General features: G+C 59.2%; 20 protein-coding genes and 2 tRNA genes. 13 read left to right on the top strand and 9 right to left on the bottom strand.

The genetic code is table 11. From position 1 onward, the window contains the following. Positions 1-128 precede the first annotated feature (128 nt). The 9 genes from AAEZ05_RS15470 to AAEZ05_RS15430 all read left to right on the top strand — a co-directional run bounded on the left by AAEZ05_RS15470 (position 129) and on the right by AAEZ05_RS15430 (position 10,377). Positions 129-213: transfer RNA gene (locus AAEZ05_RS15470), tRNA-Leu, on the top strand. 75 nt (positions 214-288) lie between these two features. Continuing rightward, positions 289-364 (top strand) — tRNA-His (locus AAEZ05_RS15465). A 393-nt stretch (positions 365-757) separates the two neighbouring features. Further along, complete coding sequence (gene tig, locus AAEZ05_RS15460) at positions 758-2,068, top strand: trigger factor (RefSeq protein WP_045060164.1); 1,311 nt, start codon at positions 758-760, stop codon at positions 2,066-2,068. Between the two features lie 93 nt (positions 2,069-2,161). Then, positions 2,162-2,797 carry an ATP-dependent Clp endopeptidase proteolytic subunit ClpP gene (clpP, locus tag AAEZ05_RS15455; RefSeq protein WP_045060165.1) on the top strand — a complete coding sequence of 212 codons (636 nt, stop codon included), beginning with the start codon at positions 2,162-2,164 and terminating at the stop codon, positions 2,795-2,797. 112 nt (positions 2,798-2,909) lie between these two features. After that, complete coding sequence (gene clpX, locus AAEZ05_RS15450; RefSeq protein ID WP_007946893.1) at positions 2,910-4,193, top strand: ATP-dependent Clp protease ATP-binding subunit ClpX; 1,284 nt, start codon at positions 2,910-2,912, stop codon at positions 4,191-4,193. A gap of 161 nt (positions 4,194-4,354) precedes the next feature. Continuing rightward, positions 4,355-6,751 (top strand): endopeptidase La, encoded by a 2,397-nt coding sequence (lon, locus tag AAEZ05_RS15445; RefSeq protein WP_045060166.1) that lies wholly within the window; start codon positions 4,355-4,357, stop codon positions 6,749-6,751. Between the two features lie 149 nt (positions 6,752-6,900). Next, complete coding sequence (locus AAEZ05_RS15440) at positions 6,901-7,173, top strand: HU family DNA-binding protein (protein ID WP_002552737.1); 273 nt, start codon at positions 6,901-6,903, stop codon at positions 7,171-7,173. A 234-nt stretch (positions 7,174-7,407) separates the two neighbouring features. Then, the gene (locus tag AAEZ05_RS15435) at positions 7,408-9,279 is read left to right on the top strand and encodes a SurA N-terminal domain-containing protein (RefSeq protein WP_045060167.1); all 1,872 of its coding nucleotides are present in this window, start codon (positions 7,408-7,410) and stop codon (positions 9,277-9,279) included. Between the two features lie 219 nt (positions 9,280-9,498). Then, positions 9,499-10,377, top strand: coding sequence for a DUF2242 domain-containing protein (locus AAEZ05_RS15430; RefSeq protein ID WP_350647929.1), 879 nt, complete (start codon positions 9,499-9,501; stop codon positions 10,375-10,377). Between the two features lie 301 nt (positions 10,378-10,678). Here AAEZ05_RS15430 and AAEZ05_RS15425 read toward each other — a convergent pair whose 3' ends face one another. Both AAEZ05_RS15425 and AAEZ05_RS15420 read right to left on the bottom strand, forming a co-directional pair. Next, positions 10,679-11,719, bottom strand: coding sequence for an AraC family transcriptional regulator (locus AAEZ05_RS15425; protein ID WP_350599785.1), 1,041 nt, complete (start codon positions 11,717-11,719; stop codon positions 10,679-10,681). A gap of 3 nt (positions 11,720-11,722) precedes the next feature. Next, positions 11,723-12,853 (bottom strand): carbon-nitrogen hydrolase family protein, encoded by a 1,131-nt coding sequence (locus AAEZ05_RS15420; protein ID WP_045060235.1) that lies wholly within the window; start codon positions 12,851-12,853, stop codon positions 11,723-11,725. 208 nt (positions 12,854-13,061) lie between these two features. Here AAEZ05_RS15420 and AAEZ05_RS15415 point away from each other — a divergent pair, with 208 nt between their 5' ends. Both AAEZ05_RS15415 and AAEZ05_RS15410 read left to right on the top strand, forming a co-directional pair. Continuing rightward, a complete protein-coding gene (locus AAEZ05_RS15415; protein WP_045060170.1) occupies positions 13,062-15,101 on the top strand; it encodes an NADPH-dependent 2,4-dienoyl-CoA reductase in 2,040 nt (679 codons plus the stop codon). 134 nt (positions 15,102-15,235) lie between these two features. Further along, positions 15,236-16,168, top strand: coding sequence for a 1-aminocyclopropane-1-carboxylate deaminase/D-cysteine desulfhydrase (locus tag AAEZ05_RS15410; RefSeq protein WP_350647927.1), 933 nt, complete (start codon positions 15,236-15,238; stop codon positions 16,166-16,168). A gap of 14 nt (positions 16,169-16,182) precedes the next feature. On the opposite strand, the gene AAEZ05_RS15405 is transcribed toward AAEZ05_RS15410, so the two are convergent. The 3 genes from AAEZ05_RS15405 to AAEZ05_RS15395 form a co-directional block, all read right to left on the bottom strand. Beyond that, the gene (locus AAEZ05_RS15405) at positions 16,183-16,731 is read right to left on the bottom strand and encodes a cytochrome b (protein ID WP_350647925.1); all 549 of its coding nucleotides are present in this window, start codon (positions 16,729-16,731) and stop codon (positions 16,183-16,185) included. A gap of 186 nt (positions 16,732-16,917) precedes the next feature. Then, the gene (gene phnX / locus AAEZ05_RS15400) at positions 16,918-17,745 is read right to left on the bottom strand and encodes a phosphonoacetaldehyde hydrolase (RefSeq protein ID WP_205892927.1); all 828 of its coding nucleotides are present in this window, start codon (positions 17,743-17,745) and stop codon (positions 16,918-16,920) included. A 127-nt stretch (positions 17,746-17,872) separates the two neighbouring features. After that, positions 17,873-18,982: a 2-aminoethylphosphonate--pyruvate transaminase gene (locus AAEZ05_RS15395; protein WP_045060173.1), complete on the bottom strand. Its 1,110-nt coding sequence runs from the start codon at positions 18,980-18,982 to the stop codon at positions 17,873-17,875. 109 nt (positions 18,983-19,091) lie between these two features. Between AAEZ05_RS15395 and AAEZ05_RS15390 the strand changes: the two genes are divergently transcribed. Both AAEZ05_RS15390 and AAEZ05_RS15385 read left to right on the top strand, forming a co-directional pair. Continuing rightward, entirely contained in the window at positions 19,092-19,952 is an 861-nt protein-coding gene (locus AAEZ05_RS15390; protein ID WP_045060174.1) for a LysR substrate-binding domain-containing protein, read from the top strand. 205 nt (positions 19,953-20,157) lie between these two features. After that, the gene (locus AAEZ05_RS15385; protein ID WP_350599777.1) at positions 20,158-20,865 is read left to right on the top strand and encodes a YebC/PmpR family DNA-binding transcriptional regulator; all 708 of its coding nucleotides are present in this window, start codon (positions 20,158-20,160) and stop codon (positions 20,863-20,865) included. A gap of 87 nt (positions 20,866-20,952) precedes the next feature. On the opposite strand, the gene AAEZ05_RS15380 is transcribed toward AAEZ05_RS15385, so the two are convergent. The 4 genes from AAEZ05_RS15380 to AAEZ05_RS15365 all read right to left on the bottom strand — a co-directional run bounded on the left by AAEZ05_RS15380 (position 20,953) and on the right by AAEZ05_RS15365 (position 24,889). After that, a complete protein-coding gene (locus AAEZ05_RS15380; protein ID WP_350647922.1) occupies positions 20,953-22,266 on the bottom strand; it encodes a leucine-rich repeat-containing protein kinase family protein in 1,314 nt (437 codons plus the stop codon). A gap of 154 nt (positions 22,267-22,420) precedes the next feature. Next, complete coding sequence (gene zapE / locus AAEZ05_RS15375; protein WP_350647920.1) at positions 22,421-23,542, bottom strand: cell division protein ZapE; 1,122 nt, start codon at positions 23,540-23,542, stop codon at positions 22,421-22,423. Positions 23,543-23,633: 91 nt separating this feature from the next. Beyond that, entirely contained in the window at positions 23,634-24,386 is a 753-nt protein-coding gene (locus tag AAEZ05_RS15370) for an anti-sigma factor family protein (protein ID WP_045060178.1), read from the bottom strand. After that, complete coding sequence (locus AAEZ05_RS15365) at positions 24,383-24,889, bottom strand: sigma-70 family RNA polymerase sigma factor (protein ID WP_045060179.1); 507 nt, start codon at positions 24,887-24,889, stop codon at positions 24,383-24,385. The genes AAEZ05_RS15370 and AAEZ05_RS15365 overlap by 4 nt, the downstream gene beginning before the upstream one ends. Between the last annotated feature and the right edge of the window lie 32 nt (positions 24,890-24,921).

Raw genomic sequence — 24,921 nt, 5'->3', positions numbered from 1 at the left:
CGTAGCTCAGTTGGTAGAGCACGGGATTGTGACTCCCGTTGTCGAGGGTTCGATCCCCTTCGTCCACCCCATATTTCAAAAGGCGCCAGATTAACAGTCTGGCGCCTTTGCTTTAACAGCTTCAACCCGCGGATGTGGTGGAATTGGTAGACACACTGGATTTAGGTTCCAGCGCCGCAAGGTGTAAGAGTTCGAGTCTCTTCATCCGCACCAAATAAAGCTTCAGTCATGCCGCTTGGCTTGAGTGGGGTTCGACGAGAAACTCCGGTTCACTTGTCATGCTACATGGTGGGCGTAGCTCAGTTGGTAGAGCACGGGATTGTGACTCCCGTTGTCGAGGGTTCGATCCCCTTCGTCCACCCCATATTTCGAAAGGCGCCAGATTTAACAGTCTGGCGCCTTTTTTGTTTCAGTGGTTCACGGCCGCAGTTACTGGGTCGTAGTGGCGGGGCGTTTCGTCGTATTTATGTTTTTCGATGATGCCGCGCCCCCCGCCGGCCTTGTTCGCAAGGTCGGTTGTCCGGGGTCTGCTCGGCAACCCCTTCTATATATAGGAGGGTTGGTGCAGAGCCCTGGCGTGATTGACCGTATTTGCCATTGGGGCGGGCTGCATTGGTGTATCCGCCCCTATAAATTGCCTGCCACGTTTTTACCCGTTTTCAGTAGGGTGACTTCTTGAGTTTGACCTACTAGAATGTATGCCCTTGATTCTGGGGTCGGAAACGGCCGGCCAACGTCTGTGCAACGAGGAATATCCATGCAAGTTTCTGTTGAAAATACTTCTGCTCTTGAGCGCCGCATGAGCATCACCGTGCCGGCTGAGCGCATCGAGATTCAGGTCAACAAGCGTCTGCAGCAGACTGCCCAAAAGGCCAAGATTGCTGGATTCCGTCCAGGCAAAGTGCCAATGAGCGAAATCAAGCGCCGTTTTGGTGCTGATGCCCGCCAGGAAGCTGTTGGTGACGTGATCCAGTCTTCGTTCTACGAAGCCGTAGTTGAGCAAAAGCTGAACCCGGCTGGGGCTCCTTCGATCGAGCCAAAATCTCTGGAAGCTGGCAAAGATCTGGAATATGTAGCCATCTTCGAAGTGTTCCCTGAGTTCACCGTTGCCGGTTTCGAAGGTATCGCTGTCGAGCGCCTGAGCGCTGACGTAACTGATGCTGATCTGGACAAGATGCTGGACGTACTGCGCAAGCAGAACACCCGCTTCGAAGAAACTGATCGCGCTGCTCAGAACGATGACCAGCTGAACATCGATTTCGTTGGCAAGGTCGACGGCGAAGTGTTCGCTGGCGGTTCCGCCAAAGGTACTCAGCTGGTGCTGGGTTCCGGCCGCATGATCCCTGGTTTCGAAGACGGCCTGGTTGGCGCTAAAGCCGGCGAAGAGCGCGTTCTGAACCTGACCTTCCCTGAGGACTATCAGAACCTCGACCTGGCCGGCAAGACCGCTGAGTTCACCGTCACCGTGAACAGCGTTTCCGAGCCGAAACTGCCAGAACTGAACGAAGAATTCTTCGCTCAATTCGGCATCAAGGAAACCGGTTTGGAAGGCTTCCGCGCCGAAGTTCGCAAGAACATGGAGCGCGAGCTGCGCCAGGCCATCAAGTCCAAGGTCAAGAATCAGGTAATGGACGGTCTGCTGGCCACCAACCCGATCGAAGTGCCAAAAGCCTTGCTGTCCAACGAAGTTGACCGTCTGCGTGTGCAGGCTGTTCAGCAATTCGGCGGCAACATCAAGCCTGATCAACTGCCTGCCGAGCTGTTCGAAGAACAAGCCAAGCGTCGCGTTGTACTGGGTCTGATCGTGGCTGAAGTGGTCAAGCAGTTCGACCTCAAGCCTGACGAAGCCCGCGTTCGCGAAATGATTCAGGAAATGGCTTCGGCCTACCAGGAACCTGAGCAGGTCGTGTCCTGGTACTACAAGAATGACCAGCAACTGAACGAAGTTCGTTCGGTTGTGCTGGAAGAACAAGTTGTGGATACTGTTCTGCAGAAGGCTAACGTGACCGACAAATCGGTCTCTTACGAAGAAGCAGTCAAGCCGGTAGAAGCTGCACCAGCCGCCTGATCGTTTTTGCGCTAAGAAGTACACACCATAAGCCAGCCTTCGCGCTGGCTTATGCGTATTCAAGACATAACTATTTGGGAGCGACTGCAGAGCATGTTCCGTAATTCTTATATTCAGCAGAACTCTGATATCCAGGCCGCAGGCGGCCTGGTCCCGATGGTTGTCGAGCAATCCGCTCGTGGCGAGCGCGCCTATGACATCTACTCGCGTCTTCTCAAGGAGCGCGTGATTTTCCTGGTTGGCCCGGTAGAGGACTACATGGCCAACCTGATCTGTGCGCAGCTGCTATTCCTTGAAGCGGAAAATCCGGACAAGGACATCCATCTCTACATCAACTCCCCGGGCGGTTCGGTGACTGCAGGCATGTCGATCTACGACACCATGCAATTCATCAAGCCGAACGTGTCGACCACCTGCATTGGACAAGCCTGCAGCATGGGCGCATTCCTGCTGACGGCCGGTGCCCCGGGCAAGCGTTTCTGCCTGCCGAACTCGCGCGTGATGATTCACCAGCCACTGGGCGGTTTCCAGGGCCAGGCTTCGGACATCGAAATCCATGCCAAGGAAATCCTGTTCATTCGCGAGCGTCTCAATACGCTGATGGCCAAGCACAGCGGGCACACACTTGAAGAAATCGAGCGCGATACCAACCGCGATAATTTCATGAGTGCGGAAGCCGCGCGTGCGTACGGGCTGATCGATGAAGTGATCTCCCAGCGCCCAGCTTAAAATAAGCAGCTCAAAATAGGGCTGGTCGGCTTGTCTGATCACCTGCGGACTTGAAAAAGCCCGCAATAGCCTTCATCTTGTGTTGCAAGCCTATCGGATTTGGATCGATCGAATGACTGACACCCGCAACGGCGAGGACAACGGCAAACTGCTTTATTGCTCCTTCTGTGGCAAAAGCCAGCATGAAGTGCGCAAATTGATTGCCGGTCCCTCGGTCTTTATTTGCGACGAGTGCGTCGACCTGTGCAACGACATCATCCGTGAGGAGGTGCAGGAAGCCCAGGCCGAAAGCAGCGCGCATAAATTGCCATCGCCTAAAGAAATCAGCGGCATCCTTGATCAGTATGTGATTGGTCAAGAGCGTGCGAAGAAGGTTCTGGCCGTAGCGGTGTACAACCACTACAAACGTCTGAACCAGCGCGACAAAAAGAATGACGACGTCGAACTCGGCAAGAGCAACATCTTGCTGATCGGCCCGACAGGCTCGGGTAAAACCCTGCTTGCCGAAACACTTGCCCGCTTGCTGAACGTTCCGTTCACCATCGCCGACGCTACCACCCTCACGGAGGCGGGTTACGTAGGTGAAGATGTCGAGAACATCATTCAGAAGTTGTTGCAGAAGTGCGATTACGACGTGGAAAAGGCCCAGATGGGCATTGTCTACATCGATGAGATCGACAAGATCTCGCGCAAGTCCGACAACCCGTCGATCACCCGGGACGTTTCCGGTGAAGGCGTACAGCAGGCGCTGCTCAAGTTGATTGAAGGCACGGTCGCTTCCGTTCCGCCTCAAGGTGGTCGCAAGCATCCGCAACAGGAATTCCTTCAGGTCGACACCCGTAACATCCTGTTCATCTGCGGCGGTGCGTTCTCCGGTCTGGAGAAAGTCATCCAGAACCGTTCCACCAAGGGTGGCATCGGTTTCAACGCCGAAGTGCGCAGCAAGGAAGAAGGCAAGAAAGTCGGTGAGTCCCTGCGTGAAGTCGAGCCTGACGATTTGGTCAAGTTCGGTCTGATCCCGGAATTTGTCGGTCGTCTGCCGGTACTTGCCACGCTGGACGAGCTTGATGAGGCTGCGCTGATGCAGATTCTCACCGAGCCGAAAAATGCTCTGACCAAACAGTATGCCAAGCTGTTCGAGATGGAAGGTGTTGACCTGGAATTCCGGGCTGACGCGCTGAAATCGGTTGCCAAACGTGCCCTGGAACGCAAGACCGGTGCCCGTGGACTGCGCTCGATTCTCGAAGGTGTACTGCTCGACACCATGTACGAAATCCCCTCGCAATCCGAGGTGAGCAAGGTGGTGATCGATGAAAGCGTGATAGAAGGCAAGTCCAAGCCACTGTATATCTACGAAAACAGTGAGCCGGCTGCCAAGGCCGCGCCAGACGCTTAAGCGTCACGCAGCTGGAATAAAGAAGGGGCCTTCGGGCCCCTTTGCTTTTTGCAGGTTTTAACACAGTCATTGCGCTTGTTTTTTTTCAAGGCAGCCCCCATCTTGGTTTCAAGCTTACTTCCATCTGTTTACGGCCTTATGGCCGCCGTAGAGGCGAAATCATGAAGACAACCATCGAATTGCCTCTCCTGCCATTGCGTGATGTTGTGGTTTATCCGCACATGGTTATCCCGCTGTTCGTGGGGCGCGAGAAATCTATCGAAGCCCTCGAGGCCGCGATGACGGGTGACAAGCAGATCCTTCTGCTGGCCCAGAGAAACCCTGCTGACGACGACCCCGGTGAAGATGCCCTTTACCGTGTAGGTACCATTGCGACTGTCCTGCAGCTGCTCAAGCTGCCTGACGGCACGGTCAAGGTTCTGGTCGAAGGTGAGCAGCGGGGCGCCGTGGAGCGCTTCAGCGAAGTGGACGGCCATTGCCGTGCAGAAGTCTCCCTGATCGACGAAGTCGACGCACCGGAGCGCGAGTCGGAAGTTTTCGTTCGCAGCCTGCTGGCCCAGTTCGAACAATATGTGCAGTTGGGCAAGAAGGTCCCTGCTGAAGTCCTGTCGTCGCTCAACAGCATCGACGAGCCAGGCCGCCTGGTCGACACCATGGCCGCGCACATGGCCCTGAAGATCGAGCAGAAGCAGGAAATCCTCGAAATCATTGATCTGTCGGCCCGGGTCGAGCACGTGCTCGCGCTGCTGGATGCCGAAATCGACCTGCTGCAGGTCGAAAAACGCATTCGCGGTCGGGTCAAGAAACAAATGGAGCGCAGCCAGCGCGAGTACTACCTGAATGAGCAGATGAAGGCCATTCAGAAGGAGCTCGGCGACAGCGACGAAGGCCACAACGAAATCGAAGAGCTGAAAAAGCGCATCGATGCCGCTGGCTTGCCGAAGGATGCCCTGGCCAAGGCCCAAGGCGAATTGAACAAGCTCAAGCAGATGTCGCCGATGTCGGCGGAAGCGACCGTGGTGCGTTCCTACATCGACTGGCTGGTGCAGGTGCCGTGGAAGGCCCAGAGCAAGGTTCGCCTGGATCTGGCCCGCGCCGAAGACATCCTCGACGCCGACCACTATGGCCTGGAAGAAGTCAAAGAGCGGATCCTCGAATACCTCGCCGTGCAAAAACGCGTGAAGAAAATTCGCGGCCCGGTGTTGTGCCTGGTCGGTCCTCCAGGGGTCGGTAAAACGTCCCTGGCGGAGTCGATTGCCCACGCCACCAACCGTAAATTCGTGCGCATGGCCCTCGGTGGCGTGCGTGATGAAGCTGAAATCCGTGGTCATCGCCGTACTTACATCGGTTCGATGCCAGGAAGATTGATTCAAAAGATGACAAAGGTGGGTGTGCGTAACCCGCTGTTCCTGCTCGATGAAATCGACAAGATGGGCAGCGACATGCGCGGCGATCCGGCGTCGGCGTTGTTGGAAGTGCTCGACCCCGAGCAGAACCACAACTTCAACGATCACTATCTGGAAGTCGACTACGACCTGTCCGATGTGATGTTCCTGTGCACCTCCAACTCCATGAATATCCCGCCTGCGCTGCTCGACCGGATGGAAGTGATTCGTCTGCCGGGCTACACCGAAGACGAGAAGATCAACATCGCCGTCAAGTACCTCTCGCCCAAGCAGATCACTGCCAACGGCTTGAAGAAAGGTGAGCTGGAATTCGACGCCGAAGCCATCCGCGACATCATCCGCTACTACACCCGCGAAGCCGGTGTACGGGGGCTGGAGCGACAGATAGCCAAGGTTTGCCGCAAGGCGGTCAAAGAGCACGCAATGGAAAAACGCTTCTCGGTGAAGGTCACTGCCGACATGCTGGAGCACTTCCTGGGCGTGCGTAAATTCCGCTACGGCCTGGCTGAATCCCAGGACCAGATCGGTCAGGTAACCGGGCTGGCGTGGACCCAGGTGGGCGGCGAACTGCTGACTATCGAAGCCGCAGTCGTGCCAGGCAAGGGCCAGTTGATCAAGACCGGTTCCCTGGGTGATGTGATGGTCGAGTCGATCACCGCTGCTTTGACGGTGGTGCGCAGCCGGGCCAAAAGCCTGGGGATTCCCCTGGATTTCCACGAGAAGCGCGACACGCACATCCACATGCCGGAAGGGGCGACCCCGAAGGACGGCCCTAGCGCTGGTGTAGGCATGTGCACGGCCCTGGTATCGGCCCTGACTGGGATCCCGGTGCGCGCGGATGTCGCCATGACCGGTGAAATTACCTTGCGTGGCCAGGTGCTGGCGATTGGTGGTCTGAAGGAAAAACTGCTCGCGGCACACCGCGGTGGAATCAAGACCGTGATCATTCCTGAAGAGAACGTACGCGATCTGAAGGAAATTCCTGACAATATTAAGCAGGATCTGCAGATCAAACCGGTTAAATGGATTGACGAGGTCCTGCAAATTGCGCTGCAATACGCGCCGGAGCCCTTGCCTGATGTGGCTCCCGAGATAGTCGCAAAGGATGAAAAACGCGAGTCTGACTCTAAGGAAAGAATTAGCACGCATTAATACGCATTTGCCTGGGGGGCTTCCTTGACAGCTTTTTAGAGCCCTTGTTATAAAGCGGCTCTTATAGTGTCTGTAGGCCATTCAGCACTCGTTTTTGCTTTCACCAAAAAACTTAGAATCATACTCAAATAGATATAAGGGGACTTAGAGTGAACAAGTCGGAACTGATTGATGCTATCGCTGCATCCGCTGATATCCCGAAAGCTGCTGCTGGCCGTGCGCTGGACGCTGTAATCGAATCCGTCACTGGCGCTCTCAAGGCTGGCGACTCTGTTGTTCTGGTTGGCTTCGGTACTTTCTCCGTGACTGATCGTCCTGCTCGCATTGGTCGTAACCCACAGACCGGTAAGACGCTGGAAATCGCAGCCGCCAAGAAACCAGGTTTCAAAGCCGGTAAAGCACTGAAAGAAGCTGTCAACTAAGTTCGATTCAGGTTTTTGCCTATCCGGGTCGGGGTCATACCTGACCTGGCAGCGGAGCGGTAGTCCAGTCGGCGAGTCGCCGGTCCGAGACGCCGAGGGTCGCACGTTCGATCCCCTCGGTCCGCTCCGCCAGTTACGAGAAGGCGCATCCTCGGATGCGCCTTTCTTCTATCCGGATTCTACCCACGCTCCACGGTTGCCTAATTTTGAAGTTCAACCGTTTCTGGGGGACGCATGCTGCAAAATATCAGGGACAATTCACAAGGCTGGATTGCCAAAACCATTATCGGGATCATCGTTGTACTGATGGCTTTCACCGGTGTCGAAGCCATATTCCAGGCGACTAGCAACAGCCAGGACGCGGCCAAGGTCAATGGTGAAGAAATCAGTCAGAGCGAGCTCAGCCAGGCGGTTGATATGCAACGCCGTCAGCTGATGCAACAGCTGGGCAAGGATTTCGATGCCTCGCTGCTCGACGAGAAAATGCTGCGCGAATCTGCCCTCAAGGGCCTGATCGACCGCAAGCTGCTGCTGCAAGGTGCGCAGGACTCCAAGTTCGCATTTTCCGAGGCTGCTCTGGATCAAGTGATCCTGCAGACGCCTGAGTTCCAGGTGGACGGCAAGTTTAGCGCCGAGCGCTTTGATCAGGTTATTCGTCAACTGGGCTACAGCCGGATGCAATTCCGTCAGATGCTGGCTCAGGAAATGCTGATCGGCCAGTTGCGTGCAGGCCTGGCAGGCAGCGGTTTTGTCACCGACGCCCAAGTGCTTGCGTTTGCTCGCCTGGAAAAACAGACCCGTGATTTCGCCACCTTGAATGTCAAGGCCGATCCGGCGGCTGTGAAGCTGACTGACGATGAGGTCAAGGCTTACTACGACGAGCACGCCAAGGAGTTCATGACGCCGGACCAGGTGGTCATCGATTACATCGAAATGAAGAAGTCCTCCTTCTTCGATCAGGTCAGCGTCAAGGACGAGGACCTGCAGGCGGCTTATCAGAAAGAGATCGCGAACCTGTCCGAGCAGCGTCGGGCGGCGCACATCCTGATCGAAGTGAATGACAAGGTCACCGAGGCGCAAGCCAAGGCGAAGATCGAAGACATTCAGGCGCGCTTGGCCAAGGGCGAGAAGTTCGAGGCGCTGGCCAAGGAATTTTCCCAGGATCCGGGTTCGGCGAACAACGGTGGCGACCTCGGCTACGCAGGTCCGGGTGTGTATGACCCGGCCTTCGAAACGGCCTTGTACACCCTGGCCAAGGATCAGGTTTCCGCACCGGTTCGCACCGACTACGGTTTCCACCTGATCAAGCTGTTGGGCGTGGAAGCACCTGAGGTGCCGACGCTGGCCACCCTGAAAGACAAGCTGACCCGCGAACTGAAAGCCCAGCAGGTTGAACAGCGTTTCGTCGAGGCTACCAAGCAGCTCGAAGACTCCTCGTTCGAAGCTTCCGACCTGGCCCAGCCGGCCCAGGACTTGAACCTGACCGTGCACACCTCCAAGCCGTTCGGCCGCGAGGGTGGCGAAGGTGTTACGGCCAATCGTGCCGTGGTCACTGCAGCGTTCAGCCCGGAAGTACTGGATGAAGGTGCCAACAGCACCGCCATCGAGCTGGATCCTGAAACTGTGATCGTGTTGCGTGCAAAGGAACACCTCAAGCCTGCCCAACTGCCGCTGGAAAGCGTGAATGCCAGCATTCGTTCGCAGTTGGCCAAGGAGCACGCCAGTGCTGCCGCCAAGACCAAGGCCGACGAGTTGATCGCCAGCCTGCGCGAGGGCAAGGCCCCAGCGGACAAGGCGATTGACGGTCAAGGCTGGAAAGTCATCGAAGCCGCCACTCGTGCTCAGGAAGGGGTTGACCCGGCTGTGCTGCAGGCGTTGTTCCGCATGCCGAAGCCGGCTGCCAAGGACCAACCGACCTACAGCAGCGTGACCCTGGCAGATGGCAGCCTGGTAATCGTGCGACTGAATTCGGTCAACGAAGCCGCTGCACCGACCGACGAAGAGAAGGCTCAATACCGTCGCTTCCTCGCCTCGCGCATTGGCCAGCAGGACTTTGCCGCGTACCGTAAACAGCTGGAAAGTGCTGCAGACATCAAGCGTTTCTGATGCCTTGCCACGCTACACGCTAGACGAAAACCCCAGCCAGCCGGCTGGGGTTTTTTTTTGAGCTCGCATTCGGTTAAGTGACATTGCTGATAAGCAAGATGGAATGGGAGGCTGAAATGATGGTCAACCACCTGTAATTGTTACAAGACGCAATCGATGCGACGCTAAGCATCGATCTGTTGCACAATACGCCCCGGACCGTTTTCTTCAGGATGTTCAATGTTTAAATCATTTCCCATGCGTGTTGTCGGGCTGGCATTGGTGCTGGGCGCTGCTGCCGGCTGTTCGTCGAAGAAAGCCGCCATCTACGAGCATGAGAACTTCGATGACTCCGGTACGTTTTCACGCAATTACCCGGTGACCGACGCACAAACCTGTGAAGCCGCTCGTCGGGCTCTGTTGAGCCAGGGCTATATCATCACCAGCAGCGATCCAAAACTGGTGAGTGGCCACAAGAGCTTTCAGCAGACTGGCGAAACCCACATGGAAATCAGTTTCAGTGTGGTGTGCGCCGATGACGGCAGCGAAGGGCACCACGCGACCATGTTCGCCAACGCCTTGCAAGACCGCTATGCACTGAAAAAGACCAACAATTCCGCAAGCCTGGGTGTCGGTGTGTTGGGCTCGGTATCGATGCCGATCGGTTCGTCGGATGATTCGATGGTGAAGGTGGCCAGCGAAACGGTATCGTCCGCCAAATTCTACGAACGCTTTTTTGCCCTGGTCGAGCTGTTCCTGCCCCCGGAAGCAAAAAAAGCTGCACACATTCCGGAAAAGCCGAAAACCGATCTGGGCATGCCTGAAACCAAGGCCGCACCGGCTGCGCTGGTACCCGTTGCAACACCAGCACCAGCACCAGCACCAGCACCAGCAGCCGAGCCAGCGCCAGCAGCACCGATAACGGAACCTGCCCCGGCGCCGATCGAAACGGCTCCTGCGGCTTCCGAGCCGGTTAAGCCACCGGCTGAAGCGGCACCGATCACGCCAGCCGAAGTCAGCGAGCCTGCGTCATCGACTGAAACAGTCACGCCACCGCCCGAATCGAGCCTGCCGCCGCCCAGCGAACCGATCCCGGCCATGCCCGCTTCAGGTCAGTAATATTCGGTCATTGATCCACGTCACCCAGGCCGTAGCTCTACGGCCTGTCTAGAAAAACCCCCGCGATAAATTCCCTGACGCCTGCTACGTTTTAATCGGTAGCCGCCGAGCGGCGCACCTGCGTCATTTTTCTTTCATGCGGGCACTTTATGCTCAAGGCGCTGGTCATTTATTCAGGCGTTTTTTTTAACGAGCAGTGAGGGATGTAACAATGGACGATTATCAAGAAGAACTGCTCGAGTACCAGGCATTCGAACTCGATCCGCTGGAACCTGCCGAAGACGCTACCGAGCTCTAGGCCTCAGGCTGATTGGCGATGGCTTCGGCGAAATTCGCCGGGGGTTTGGCCGCTCCAGCGCTTGAAGGCCCTTTGAAAGGCTTCGGCTGAAGCGAAGCCCAGCAAATAGGCGATTTCTCCGAATGCCAGTTCGGTGTCACGGATGTAGGTCATGGCCAGGTCGCGACGGGTATCGTTGAGGATTGCACGAAACTGCGTGCCTTCTTCAGCAAGCTTGCGCCGCAAGGTCCAGGTGGGCAGCTTCAGGCGTGCCGCCACTTCTTCCAGGTCGGGTTCCCGGCCGCCATTCAATAACGGCCCCAGCAGCTGAGTGATGCGTTCACGCAGGCTGCGCGTGCGGGTCAATTGTTCCAGTTCCCGCTCACACAGCTGCAACAGGTGGCGCCAAGTGCTGGGGCAGTGCTCCGGGTTACGCTGGCCGAGGCTGGCAAGGCTCAAGCGCAGCTGGTTGTGCTCGCTGCCAAACTGAATCGGGCAGTCGCCCAGGCCTTCGTAAGCTTGCGCGTAGTCCGGGGTCTGGAACTCGACTTCGATGCGTTCGGCGCGCAACGGGGCAGGGCACAGGCTCGACAGTTGATGCAACCAGCCCGAGATGATCGAATCCACCACAAAGCGGTTGTAGCTGTTGTACGGGCTGATGGAATAGAACCGCAACCAGGCACCCTGGGCGTCTTCGTGAAAGCTCGATTGGCCGCGGTAATTGGACCCGTACAAGGCTTCAAAGCGACTCAGGCAGCGGGCTCCTTCGCGTACTGTCGGAGCCTGGGCGGCGGTGATGCCCGCCAGGCCGGCCTGACTCAGGCGACTGAGCTGGCCCATGCGCAGACCCAGTGCGGGATTGCCGGTCAGTTGGATTGCGCTGTGGCCCAGGCGCATGTAGCGAGGGATCGATAACCGCGCACCGGCTTCGCTCAAGCGCGCGGCGTCGAGCCCGTATTGCTCGAGCAAGGGCTGTGGGTCCAGGTCGTGGCTGCGCACCGCATCGGCCAGGCTGTGGACGAAGCCCACCGACAGGTCTCCGAGGCGCATCGGCAGCGGTTTCATGGCCTACAACCAGAGGTTCAGCAGGCGTGCGCCACGGGCATCGCCGTCGGCAAAATGCTGGCCGTTGCTGCTGAGAAAACTATGCCCGGCGCTACCCTTGTCCCAGAACTGGCCACGCAGGAACACACTCATGCCGCCGATGGCCTGGCTGCTCGGTGGTTGCGCAGTAAGGGTCAGGCGTTGCCAGGCCTGGCCTTCACTGAGCTCACCGGCCTTGAGGCTGACCGAGCTCGGAGTGGCCAGCCCTTTGTAGCCGCGCCATGGTTGATCCCAGGCGCCGCGTCCCATGACATAGGCCGGTACTGCTACCAGTTGCGCGCCCTGTTCGTTGAGTTTGCGGTAGTTGTCCGGGTACCAGCTGTCACTGCCGATCAGTACGCCCAGGCGTCCGGCCGGCGTGTCGACGACATTCATGGCGTGCTCGCCATTGGCAGCGATCACATCACTTTGATCGAACACCGGATGGATCTGCCGTTGTGGCTGGCCGATTGGCAATCCGTCACGACCAAACACCACGCTGCTGTTGAACAGCGCACCACGGCCGATCCTCAGCCTGCCATCGATGATGCTCGGTTCGGGTAGCACGATGGACCCTGCGACCAGGGTCACGTTGAATTCTTTCGCCAGGCCACCGAAGAGTGCCTGGTAGTCCTTGGCCATGCCCTTGGCCTTCATTCGCAAATGCGCGTCATCCAGGCGATTGTCGCCTTCGGCGCCGATCCAGGCCCGGGCGAACTTCAAGGGGTTGCTCGCGGCCAGCCAGTTCATGGCTTCCTTCAGCGTGGTGGCCTGGTACAACTCGTCTTTTTCGCCGCTCACCATCAGCCAGGTGCCGACGTGTTCCGGCAGCACGACGATGGTTTTTTCGTTGAGCAGGCCCTGTTGTTCGGCCTTTTGCAGGTAAGCCGCCAGTTTGCGATGCAGGCGCGCCGGGCTTTGATAATCGGTGGGGAACAACTCGGGTTGGATACCCAACAGGTTGCCATGAGTGCCCGGAACACCCTGGTCGACCGCGAGATCAATGCGCAGGTCGGAGAGGTAATGTCCCACGGGACGGTCTGCGGCCCACATCGCGTAGGTCGTCAGGGCGGCAATCAATGCCATGGATAAGGTCAGGTACAGAAGTTTGCGCATGGGAAAACAGTCAACGGCCGTGTGCAGGGTTCGCGAGTAGGGTAGGGCCCATGCCGGCGCTTGCCAAGGGGCGCTGCACATTTGGATCAATAAGTTGTCAGTTTCGGTCATTGAGCGATGGCGGCGCGGCTCTTAGTCTGTTCAGCATGAATGACGGGGCCGTAGAGCTCCTGCACTTTTTCCGTGATCGCTCGTTGTGGAGTTACCGATGGCCGCCGCTTATTACCCGCACCTGTTGGCCCCGCTGGACCTGGGTTTTACCACGCTGCGCAACCGTACCCTGATGGGCTCGATGCACACCGGCCTTGAAGAGAAGCCGGGTGGATTCGAGCGCATGGCGGCGTATTTTGCCGAACGCGCTCGTGGCGGTGTCGGCCTGATGGTCACCGGGGGCATCGGCCCGAACGACGAGGGCGGGGTTTACTCCGGCGCGGCCAAGCTGACCACCGAGGAAGAGGCACTCAAACACCAGATCGTCACCCGCGCCGTGCACGAGGCCGGTGGCAAGATCTGCATGCAGATCCTGCACGCTGGCCGCTATGCCTATAGCCCCAAGCAGGTGGCGCCGAGTGCCATCCAGGCGCCGATCAACCCGTTCAAGCCTAAAGAGCTGGACGAGGAAGGCATCGAGAAGCAGATCAGCGATTTTGTCACCTGCTCGACCCTGGCACAGAAAGCCGAGTACGACGGCGTGGAAATCATGGGGTCCGAAGGTTACTTCATTAACCAGTTCCTCGCGGCTCACACCAACCATCGCACCGACCGCTGGGGTGGCAGCTACGAAAACCGCATGCGCCTGCCGGTGGAAATCGTCCGGCGAGTGCGCGAAGCGGTAGGCCCGAATTTCATCATCATCTTCCGCCTGTCGATGCTCGACCTGGTGGAAGGCGGCAGCTCATGGGAAGAAATCGTCACCCTGGCCAAGGCCATCGAACAGGCTGGCGCGACCATCATCAACACCGGTATCGGCTGGCACGAAGCGCGCATCCCGACCATCGCCACCAAGGTACCGCGAGCCGCGTTCAGCAAAGTCACGGCCAAGCTGCGCGGCTCGGTGAGCATTCCCCTGATCACCACCAACCGCATCAATACACCGGAAATCGCCGAACAGATTCTGGCCGAAGGCGACGCCGACATGGTGTCGATGGCGCGACCATTCCTCGCCGACGCCGACTTCGTCAATAAGGCCGCCGCTGGCCGCGCCGATGAAATCAATACCTGCATCGGCTGTAACCAGGCGTGCCTGGACCACACCTTTGGCGGCAAACTCACCAGCTGCCTGGTGAATCCGCGGGCCTGTCATGAAACCGAGCTCAACTACCTGCCGGTGCAGCAGATCAAGAAAATTGCCGTCGTCGGCGCCGGTCCTGCCGGTTTGTCGGCGGCCACCGTGGCCGCAGAGCGCGGTCATCAGGTGACGCTGTTCGATTCGGCGAGTGAGATCGGCGGCCAGTTCAACATCGCCAAGCGCGTGCCGGGCAAGGAAGAGTTCTTCGAAACCTTGCGCTATTTCGGGCGCAAGCTGCAGACCACCCACGTGGAACTGTGCCTGAACACCCGTGTAGACGTCGCGCAACTGGTGGAGGGCGGTTTCGACGAGATCATTCTCGCCACCGGTATCGCGCCGAGAACGCCAGCGATTCCGGGGGTGGAAAATGCCAAGGTGTTGAGTTACCTGGACGTGATCCTCGAGCGCAAACCGGTAGGCAAGCGCGTGGCGGTGATCGGTGCGGGGGGTATCGGTTTCGACGTCTCGGAATTCCTGGTGCACCAAGGCGTATCGACCAGCCTGGACCGGACAGCGTTCTGGAAAGAGTGGGGTATCGATACTGCTCTGCAGGCGCGCGGCGGCGTTTCCGGAATCAAGGCAGAGCCCCACGCTCCGGCCCGTGAAGTGTTCTTGCTGCAACGTAAGAAATCCAAGGTCGGTGACGGTCTGGGCAAGACCACCGGCTGGATCCACCGCACCGGCTTGAAAAACAAACAGGTGCAGATGCTCAACAGTGTCGAGTACCTGAAGATCGATGATGAGGGTTTGCATATCCGCATTGGCGAAACCGGCGAGCCGCAGGTGTTGGCGGTGGACAATATCGTGATCTGCGCCGGGCAGGACCCATTGCGCGAGTTGCACGATGGCCTGGTCGCGGCGGGACAGAATGTGCACCTGATCGGCGGCGCGGATGTGGCGGCCGAACTGGACGCCAAGCGCGCCATCAACCAGGGTTCGCGACTGGCTGCGCAGTTGTAACAGCAGGTCCAGCGTGCCAATGGCTGTCGCGAGCAGGCGTGCTCCCACAGATTCAGTGTGGGAGCGAGCCTGCTCGCGATAGCGTCCTTCAAGCGACTAGAATGCTGGCTCTTTCCAAGTACAATCAGACGCGAATGCTTTTTCCTCCTTCCAGTTGGCTCCCCCACGCCCCCCTCGAACCCCTTCAGCTCGATTGGCTCTCACGATCCAGTATCGAAGTCGCCGTCCTGCGCCTCGACCAGATCGACCCACTGATCAGCGGCAACAAATGGTTCAAGCTCATTGAGCATCTCAAGGCCGCAGACCTCGTCGGTGCCAAGGGCATCATCAGCCTCGGCGGCGCGCACTCCAATCATCTCCACGCATTAGCGGCGGCAGGCAAGCGCTTCGGCTTCGGCACCGTCGGGCTGTTGCGCGGTCATCCCCAGGACACGCCCACCGTTCTAGACCTGCAGGCGTACGGCATGCAATTGCACTGGCTGGGTTATGGCGGTTATCGCGCGCGGCATGAGGCAGGGTTCTGGGAGCCTTGGCGCGCCCTGTATCCAGACTTGCTGGCGGTGCCGGAAGGGGGCGGCGGTTTGCTCGGGGCCAAAGGCTGCATGCAACTCAAGTCGATGGTCGCCCAGCAATTGCATGGCCTGGGCTGGAGTGGTTACGACGGCTGGTGGCTGGCCTGTGGCACCGGTACCACCCTGGCCGGCCTGGTGCTCGCGGAGGCGGGTGCGCATCCGGTCCACGGCGCGCTGGCGGTACCGGATGACCATGGCGTGGAGCAGCAGGTCGAAGCAATCATGCAGCAGGCCGGTTCGCCCCACAGCGCTTATCAATTGCTCGACGCCAGTCGCGGCGGGTTCGCAAAGGTCGATGCGCCGTTGCTTGAATTCATCGAGCAGACCGAGCAGGCCAGCGGTATTGCACTGGAACCGCTCTACACCGGCAAGGCATTGCTCGCGCTAAAACAGCACATCGACGCCGGCAAACTCAAGCCAGGGTCGCGCCTGATCTTCATCCATACGGGCGGCTTGCAAGGCCGGCGAGGATTTCAGGCGGCGCCAAGTCCCTGAGCCCCGCGTTCGCCTCAGCCCCGTTTAGGCATCATCCGCAACAAGGTGTTATCACGCACCACGTAATGGTGATAAAGCCCCGCCAGTGCATGCAGCCCAATCAGCCAGTAGCCGATCGTGCCACCCAGCTCATGCCAGCCCTCGATCTGTTTCCCCAGCGCCTTGTCTTCCGGGATCAGTAGCGGCAGGTCAAAGCCGTAGAACATCACTTGGTGGCCCTTGGCGCTGGTGGTCAGCCAACCCAGTATCGGCATGGCAATCATGAACAGATATAACGCCCAATGCATCGCCTTGGCGAGTGCGTTTTGCCAGCGCGGTGAGGCCGGGAATATTCTGGGGGCGGGGCCGACACTGCGCGCCAACAGGCGCAGCCAGACCAGGACGAAGACCGTCAGGCCGAGCATGAAATGCGATTCGGTGATCAACGTCCGCCCGCCACTGCCTTTGGGGAACGCTCCACGAAACTCGATACAGGCATACACCAGCGCCAGCAGGACCAACATCAACCAATGCAAGGTGATGGATACGGTACTGTAACGTGATTCAGAACTCTTCCACGGCATACAGGTATTCCTCACGGGCGGTTTGCAGGTTCACCGCTCTTTCGACGGTGTGCCTTAACTGTAAGCCCGTTTCGTCCCGTGCGCCTGTCGCGATGCTTCTTTCAATGCCCTGGGTCAATCTTCAGCCAACAAAAAAGGCGCCAGGCCCGACGGGGGCTGGCGCCTTGGAGGATCACGACAGCGTGATCAACGGGTCTGAGGCATTTCGCCGTTGGCCAGGCGTTGGTTGATGTCGGCGATGACTTCGGGCAGGTCCGAAATCGTGTCGATCATGTAGTGCGGGCGCGAGCCTTCGAACATGGCGTGAATGCGCTGGCGCTCGCTGTCCAGCTGGTCACTGCCGAGGGCGCGATAGCCCTCGTAGTCCAGGCCCAGTGCGTTACCCGAACAGATCAGGGCAACCGTCCACATTCCCGCGCGACGTCCTTCGAGAATGCCCGGCACGGTGTCGTCGATCTTCACGCACGCGGCAACGTCGTCGATGCCCAGGGCTATCACGTTGGCCAGCGCCTGGGCCGGCCATGGGCGACCGTTCGGAACTTCATCGGTGGCGACCACGTGGTCGGCGACGTAACCGTTGGTGGCCGCCAACTCGACCACTTTGTCCATGACCTGCTTCGGGTAACCGGAGCAGGAACCGATTTTGATGCCTTGTTGGCGCAGGTTGGCGATGGTATCCAGTGCGCCGGGGATCAGCGCCGAATGCTCGGCGATTTTCTCGATCTGCAGGGGCATGAAGCGTTTGTAGATGGCGGTGACGTCATCGTCGTTGGGCGTGCGTCCGAACACCGCGCGATAACGCTCGGCAACCTGTGGCTGATCGCACAAGGTGCGGATGTGATCCCACTTGCCCATGCCCATCGGCCCGCGAGCTTCTTCGATGGACACCTGGACGTCGAACTCGGCGAAGGCTTCGACGAAGATCTGGGTCGGCGCGAAAGAGCCGAAGTCGACGACGGTACCGGCCCAGTCGAGGATGGCGGCCTGGAGTTTGGTTGGGTTGTTGTAGTTCATGGTGACGAATTCCTGTGTGGGCACAATGTTCAAATGATTGGCTTTATGTAGGGGTGAGCCTGCTCGGCAAAGCAGTCTTTCATTCCACGGTGTGTTGACTGATCAGGCGTCATCGCGAGCAGGAGCACTAGATTTCGAGCACTTCCATCTCCCGCAGCACTTCAGCCACCGCCGCCACAGCCGCGTGCATCTCGGCCTGGTTGACGTGGCCGATGCAGCCGACGCGGAAGGTTTCGACCTGGGTCAGTTTGCCGGGGTAGAGAATGAAACCCTTGGCCTTGACCCGTTCGTAGAACTCCTTGAACTGATAGCGCGGGTCCTTTGGCGCATGGAAAGTGACGATGATCGGCGCCTGGATCGCAGCGGGCAAAAAGCTGCGCACGCCCAGTTTGGCCATGTCGTCGAGCAATACCTGGCAGTTGTTGGCGTAGCGCTGGTGCCGGGCCGGCAAGCCGCCTTCTTCGTTGTATTGCAGCAGGGCTTCATGCAGCGCCGCGACCACGTGGGTCGGCGGGGTGAAGCGCCATTGGCCGGTCTTGGCCATGTAGGTGTGCTGGTCGAACAGGTCCATGGCCAGGGAATGGGAGTTGCCGGCGGCATTGGCCAGGGCTTCCTTGCGTGCGAAAACAAAACCCATGCCCGGTACGCCTTCGAGGCATTTGCCCGAGGCGGCGATCAGCGCATCGAACGGCACCTGCTGAGCGTCGATCGGCAAGGCCCCGAAGGAACTCATGGCGTCGATGATCAGGCGTTTACCCTGTTGCGCGATGACCTGGGCGATTTCCGGCAGCGGGTTGAGGATGCCGGTGCTGGTTTCGCAGTGAATCAACGCGACGTGGGTAATGCTGGCGTCCGCCCGTAACAGACGGTCGACATCGGCCGCCGTGGTGGGCTCGTCTTCGGCGGTCTCGAAAGTGCTGAAAGAGCGACCGAGGACTTCGCAGATTTTCGCCAGACGTTTGCCATAGGCGCCGTTGATCAGCACCAGCACCTTGCCGTTACGGGGTACCAAAGTGCCGATGGCCGCTTCTACCGCAAAGGTGCCGCTGCCTTGCAGTGGCACGCAGTGGTGGCTTTCGCCGCCGTTGATGATTGCCAGCAATTGCTCGCAGAGGCTGGCGGTAAGGTGGTTGAAGCGGTCATCCCATGAACCCCAGTCGACCATCATCGCCTGACGGGTGCGCGCCGAAGTGGTCAACGGGCCAGGGGTGAGCAGGATGGGCTCGGCAGTACTCATTCTCGTGTCCTCGCAATCGATGGCATGAAGCTACGGGACTTAAATTGCAATTTGCCGTGCTATCAATCAAATTGTTTGTTGTTATGCCAGTCATCAGTGAGGGTTATTCATGAACCTGTTCCAGCTACGCGCCTTCGATGCGGTGGCGCGCGAAGGCAGCTTCACAAGGGCCGCTGCGCGGCTGTTCATCAGCCAGCCGGCAGTCACCGGGCACATCAAGGCTTTGGAAGAGCATTACCAGATCACCTTGTTGCGCCGTACTGCGCGACGGGTGGAACTGACGGAGGAAGGCACCAAACTGGCGGCGATCACCCGGGCGATGTTTGGCCTGGCCGAGGAAGCGCAGGTGATGCTGGAGGCTAACCGGCAGTTGCTTACCGGGCGCCTGGAGGTGGCGGCGGACGGGCCGCACCTGGTCATGCCGATGCTTGCCAGTTTGCGCGCCCGGTACCCCGGAATCACGGTGAACCTGCGCCTGGGTAACGCCCAGGAGACCTTGGCTGCGTTGTTGTCCGAGCATGCGGACATTGCCGTACTCACTGAGGTCGAGCCACGCAAAGGCCTGCATTTGCAAGCGTTGAGCGAATCACGGCTGTGCGCGTTGGTGCCGCACAATCATCCCTGGGCGCAACGTTTGAAGGTGTCTCTCAAGGAGCTGCACGAGGTGATCATGGTGTTGCGCGAGCCGGGTTCGATTACCCGTCGAACCTTTGATGATGCCTGCCTCCAGGCCAGTGTCAGTCCGCGGGTATTACTGGAGCTGGACAGCCGCGAGGCAGTGACCGAAGCCGTGGCGGCTGAGTTGGGCGTTGGCGTGGTGTCTTCGGTGGAAGTCAGCCATGACCCGCGGGTGACGGCGGTGCCGATCATGGGCGAGGGGTTGGTGAATCGGCACATGATGGGGTGCATGGCGCGGCGGCGGGATTTGCGCTTGATCCAGGCATTCTTTGAATTGGCGCCGGGCGGATAGACCGCAGTGCGGCCATCGCGGGCGAGCCTTGCTCCCACAGCCGGTTAGCGCATTTCCTTGTGGGAGCCACCATCATTGAAGAAGCCTGTCCATCATGGCGATCAGACCGGTGGAATTTTTGGTCGATTGCCGACTTTAGGCCGTATAAACTTGCACAAAGCGTCGGCCAATAGATGTTTCGGCGCCACAGACAAGAGAGTGAGTAATGGGCGCACAGTGGAAGGTTAAACACAAAGAAGCGGCATCCAATGCCAAGGGCAAGATTTTCGGCAAATTGGTGAAGGAAATCACGATTGCCGCGCGCAATGGTGCCGATGTCGCGACTAACGCGCATTTGCGCCTGGTGGTGGAGCAGGCGAAGAAGGCGTCCATGCCTCGCGAAACCCTGGAACGTGCGATCAAGAAAGGTTCGGGACAGCTCGGCGAAACCGTGCAATACCATCGTGTGACGTACGAAGGCTTTGCCCCGCATCAGGTGCCGCTGATCGTTGAGTGCGTGACCGACAACATCAACCGTACTGTTGCCGAGATTCGTGTTGCCTTTCGCAAGGGCCAGTTGGGCGCTTCGGGTTCGGTTTCCTGGGATTTCAACCATGTCGGCATGATCGAGGCGTCCCCGGACAGCCCGGATGCTGATCCGGAAATGGCCGCAATCGAAGCCGGTGCACAGGATTTTGAGCCGGGCGAAGAAGAGGGCACGACCCTGTTCCTGACCGAGCCTGCGGACCTCGATGCGGTTCAGAAAGCCTTGCCTGAGCACGGCTTTACCGTACTGTCGGCGAAGCTGGGCTACCAGCCGAAGAACCCGGTGAGTGGCTTGAGCGACGAACAGATGGCTGAAGTCGAGGCTTTCCTCGAAGGCCTGGACAACCATGATGATGTGCAGGACATGTTTGTCGGCTTGGCGGGTTAATCGGTTTCTTTGGTAATACCGCTATCGCGTACAGGCTTGCTCCCACGGGTCGTGGGAGCGAGTTTGGTGCGACAGGGTCTGTGCCGGTCACAGATCCTGTAGAACCCGGACCACCTCGCCAAACCCGGGCCGCTCCATCACCTGCGCCTGACAGCAACGCTGTTGCAATTGCTCCAGTTGTTCACGGCCATGCGCGGTCAAGCCCGAATCGATCCGCTCCAGCAATTCCCCCAGCAGTACCCCAAAGGCGCGTACTTCAAGTCGCTGCAAGGCACGGCTTTCGACACTGTCTGACTTCGCGTGGAAAGACGCCGCGCCAAAGTCTCCCAGCAGGCAGTCACCCCGCTCGTTGAAGAGAATATTGTGGCCGTAGAGGTCGCCGTGGGTGATCCCCTGGCGGTGCAGATGTTCGGCCACCGATGCGATGGCGCGAGCGATGCGCAGGGCCACACTGGCGCTGAAGCGGGTGTGATCGGCGTAGACGTCGCGGCTGCAGGAATCCAGGCTCGGCAGACCCGCCAGGTTGCGGAAGCTCGGCTCTATCAGCTCCATGACCAGTCCGGCCTGAGCCTGTGGATGGTCGACGATTCGTCCCTCGACCCGGATGAGGTTGGGGTGCTCGCCTGCAGTGATGCACGCGTTCATTTCATGCAAGGGCGAACCGTCGCTGGTCATCTCACCTTTGTAGAGTTTGACCGCCACTGGCAGCTCCCCAGCGCCTGGTCGGGTCCAGGTCGCTCGATGGATCACCCCGGAAGCACCTTCGCCCAGTTGCTGCTCAAGGCGCAATGCCGGCCAGGGGATGACGGCAGTTGATTCAAGCAGCGCAGCGTCGGCCTCGGTTTCCAGCGGGTTACCGGCGTACGCCAGCCAGGTCAGGCTTGGCAGGGTGAGCAGCCATTCGGGGAGTTCGGTTAGCTGGTTGGCGGCGACCCGGATCAGTTCCAGTCGATGGCAGTGTTGCAGGCTGTCAGGCAAGCGCTGGAGCTGATTACCGGCGAGCATGAGTTTTTGCAGGTGCGGGCGCGCGCCCAGTTCGCTCGGCAGTTCGCTGATGCAGTTGTCAGTCAGGATCAGCCAGCGCAGCAATGGCGGGAGTGCGCTGCCCGGAACCTGCGTAATGCGGTTGGCCTTGAAACCGACCATGGTCAATGAACTGCACTGGCCCAGGCATGCGGGCAGTTCGGTGAACAGGTTGTCCGAGCAGAACAACACCCGCAGGCGGGTCAGTCGATGCAGGTCGTCTGGTAGTTGGCTGAGCGCGTTGCCACTGAGGTTGAGGATTTCAAGGGAGTCCGCCAGGTCGAATATTTCCCGGGGGAAGTCACTCAGGCCGCAGGCGAGATCAAGGCGGGTGCTGCCCGCCAGTTGGCCGGCGCGCAGTTGGTCAAGGGTGTCCATGAAATCGATTCGCTATTCATTTGGAGAGGGGCGCCCGCATGATAGCGAGACATGTGGTGACTGTACCAATCGCGAGCAGGCTCGCTCCCACAATGATTTCCGAGCACCTGTGGGAGCGAGCCTGCTCGCGATTGGCATTCAAGGCGAAGAATGATCAATTCAACTCATTGATTTCCATCAACTGCCCCAGCCGACTGCGGGTTCGCGCCAGGTCGATTGCATCACCACCCAGGCTCGCACTCAGCGAATGCTGGCTGACCAACGTCAGGTGTTTGTCCTGATCGTAAAGCACGTCGACCAGGTTGATAAACCGCTGCTGCGCGGCGATGGTGGTGTCGGCGAGCAGGGGCAGGTCGACGATGATCCAGTGGTCGAACTGTCGGCACAGTTCCAGGTAGTCCATGACGGCCGTGGGGTGTTCACACAGGTCGGTGAAAGTGAATCCGATCGTGCGCCGATCGCTGAAGCGGGCCTGCACTTGACGGGTGCCGACAGACAGTTGCAGGGGCGGAGCATCAGCCTCGGGGAAATTCAACCGGCGTCTGATCTGCAGTGTGTCCGGCCAGAGGTAATGCCCTTGGGTGAAGACTTGCTGGGCGTGGTGCCGCGCCTGACTGCGGTAGTCGTGGGGCCCGCCGACTTCCATGACCTGCATTTTCGAGTTGATCAGGTCGATGACCGGTTTGAAGCGTGCGTGGTACAGCGGGTTTGGCAGCAAGCCTTCCGGCGGATAGTTTGAGGTGACCAGCAGCAGGATGCCTCGGCGAAACAGCGCCTGGAACAAGCGGGTGATGAGCATCGCGTCGCCGATATCGTGGACGTGAAACTCGTCAAAACACAACACCCGACAACCGTCCAGCAGGTGGTCAAGGCTGAGCTCCATGGCATCGGTCTGCTCGCGATGAGTGAACATTTCCTGATGCAGTTGGGCAAAAAACTGATGGAAGTGCAGCCGCTGTTTTTCGGCGATAGGGACGGCCTGGAAAAAACCGTCCAGCAACCAGCTCTTGCCCCGCCCCACGGCGCCGTGCAGATACAGCCCGGGAAGTTTTCGCTGCGCTGAGCCTGGCAGCAAGGGGGCGTAGTGCGCCATGCAATCGATCACGCGCTGCTGACTGTGGCTGAGGGTATAGCCTTGGGCATGCGCCTTGTGGCGAAAGTAGTCGTGGATCACCCTTGCGCTGGCCACCGGTGTAGTCGATGCCTTGGCAAACAGGCGGCGCAGTGCGGGCCAACGTGGTGTGAGTCGCAAACGCTTGGGTGGTCGAACAGCCACTGGAATGTCACCCCGTGATTTTCTCGCCGGCGCCCCGCGCGGCGGCGGCACAGTTTAACCAAATGGGTAGTTTTGCTTCCAGCGCTGTGGGTCAAAACGTTTTCGTTTGCCTGAGCAACTGCGCCGCCGGCGTATCGCTGGGGCTGACCATTGCATAGTTATACCCGGCACCTGACCAGTACTCGGCCTGCAGCTCACCATCGCTGCGACTGCCTCGGGGTAGCAGGAAGTTCTTCGGCCCTGGCGGGCGCACGTAGAAGCTGATCTTCTGTCCGTTTCGGTTCTCGTAGACCACCATCGCCGCCGGCCCTTGCTCGGTGCTGAGCAGGCGCCCGCTGACCGGTTTGAAGCCGGCGTGAGCGAGGTCGGGAAGACGGTTGGCCTGGGTGAAATAACGGTCTAGCCAGGCCTGCATGTCGCCCTGTTCGCCGACTTTGAAGTCCGCCGGCAACAGGCCTTGCTGTGCGATCAGACGATACGCCTGCATGGCATCGGCCATCGGTGCCGCAGCGCTGAGCAGGGTCATTTCCCGGGCCTGCCAGCCGCTGAAACCGCCAACGCCGACGGCCAGCAGCAGTACGGCGGCGCTGGCCAGGTGACGGCGGGATTGGCGCTTGAGCCCTTGGCGAATGAGCGCCGGCTGCAGCTGCGGATTGGCCGGTTGCTGCAGCGCGCCGCTCAGGTCGGCTCGCAACTGTTGGGCATCCTGCTGCCAGGCGCGCACGGTGGCGGCCACGGGCGGATTGTTTGTCAGATAAGTTTCAACCAGAAGTCGGTCCGCCGCGCTGAGCTGGCAGTCGATGTAGGCGTGCAGATCACGCTCGTCAGGGGGCATGCTGATCATTTGAGTCTCCGCAGGGCAGGGCGGGTGATTTCACCTTCGCTGAGCTGGCGCAACGCCTGGCGGGCGCGGGACAGGCGGGACATCACGGTGCCAATGGGCACTTCGAGAATCTCGGCCACCGCTTTGTAGCTCAAGCCTTCGACTGATACCCACAGCAACAGTGCGCGTTGCTCGGTGGTGAGCTGGTCGAAGGCCTTGAGCGTCGATTGCGCGATCACCGTGCGCTCTGCAGACGGCTCGGCTTCTTCACGGCCGGTAAAAAATTCGAGCATTCGCGCATAACGCCGGGAGCGCCGGTGGGCGTCGAGGAACTGTCGATAGAGAATCGAGAACAACCAGGCGCGCAAGTCTCCCTCCGGGCGTTTGTCGCTCCAGCGTGAGAGTGCGCGCTCCAGGCAGGTCTGCACCAGATCATCGGCGCTGCTGGGATTACGCGTCAGGGACAGCGCAAATCGCCTCAACCTGGGAATGATTTCACTCAGTTGTTCGTCGATATCGTTCATGAAGTTCTGACTAGTCACTACGCTGTGGACCA

The sequence above is a fragment of the Pseudomonas sp. HY13-MNA-CIBAN-0226 genome, from assembly GCF_040310305.1.
GTDB lineage: Bacteria > Pseudomonadota > Gammaproteobacteria > Pseudomonadales > Pseudomonadaceae > Aquipseudomonas > Aquipseudomonas gregormendelii.
The sequence above is the reverse complement of the archived record's forward strand: the minus strand, read 5'-3'. Positions and strand labels throughout refer to the sequence as shown.

Coding starts and splice junctions, on each gene's coding strand:
- tig (WP_045060164.1), top strand. CDS start 758: ATGCAAGTTTCTGTTGAAAATACTTCTGCTCTTGAGCGCCGCATGAGC.
- clpP (WP_045060165.1), top strand. CDS start 2,162: ATGTTCCGTAATTCTTATATTCAGCAGAACTCTGATATCCAGGCCGCA.
- clpX (WP_007946893.1), top strand. CDS start 2,910: ATGACTGACACCCGCAACGGCGAGGACAACGGCAAACTGCTTTATTGC.
- lon (WP_045060166.1), top strand. CDS start 4,355: ATGAAGACAACCATCGAATTGCCTCTCCTGCCATTGCGTGATGTTGTG.
- AAEZ05_RS15435 (WP_045060167.1), top strand. CDS start 7,408: ATGCTGCAAAATATCAGGGACAATTCACAAGGCTGGATTGCCAAAACC.
- AAEZ05_RS15430 (WP_350647929.1), top strand. CDS start 9,499: ATGTTTAAATCATTTCCCATGCGTGTTGTCGGGCTGGCATTGGTGCTG.
- AAEZ05_RS15425 (WP_350599785.1), bottom strand. CDS start 11,719: ATGAAACCGCTGCCGATGCGCCTCGGAGACCTGTCGGTGGGCTTCGTC.
- AAEZ05_RS15420 (WP_045060235.1), bottom strand. CDS start 12,853: ATGCGCAAACTTCTGTACCTGACCTTATCCATGGCATTGATTGCCGCC.
- AAEZ05_RS15415 (WP_045060170.1), top strand. CDS start 13,062: ATGGCCGCCGCTTATTACCCGCACCTGTTGGCCCCGCTGGACCTGGGT.
- AAEZ05_RS15410 (WP_350647927.1), top strand. CDS start 15,236: ATGCTTTTTCCTCCTTCCAGTTGGCTCCCCCACGCCCCCCTCGAACCC.
- AAEZ05_RS15405 (WP_350647925.1), bottom strand. CDS start 16,731: ATGCCGTGGAAGAGTTCTGAATCACGTTACAGTACCGTATCCATCACC.
- phnX (WP_205892927.1), bottom strand. CDS start 17,745: ATGAACTACAACAACCCAACCAAACTCCAGGCCGCCATCCTCGACTGG.
- AAEZ05_RS15395 (WP_045060173.1), bottom strand. CDS start 18,982: ATGAGTACTGCCGAGCCCATCCTGCTCACCCCTGGCCCGTTGACCACT.
- AAEZ05_RS15390 (WP_045060174.1), top strand. CDS start 19,092: ATGAACCTGTTCCAGCTACGCGCCTTCGATGCGGTGGCGCGCGAAGGC.
- AAEZ05_RS15385 (WP_350599777.1), top strand. CDS start 20,158: ATGGGCGCACAGTGGAAGGTTAAACACAAAGAAGCGGCATCCAATGCC.
- AAEZ05_RS15380 (WP_350647922.1), bottom strand. CDS start 22,266: ATGGACACCCTTGACCAACTGCGCGCCGGCCAACTGGCGGGCAGCACC.
- AAEZ05_RS15370 (WP_045060178.1), bottom strand. CDS start 24,386: ATGATCAGCATGCCCCCTGACGAGCGTGATCTGCACGCCTACATCGAC.
- AAEZ05_RS15365 (WP_045060179.1), bottom strand. CDS start 24,889: ATGAACGATATCGACGAACAACTGAGTGAAATCATTCCCAGGTTGAGG.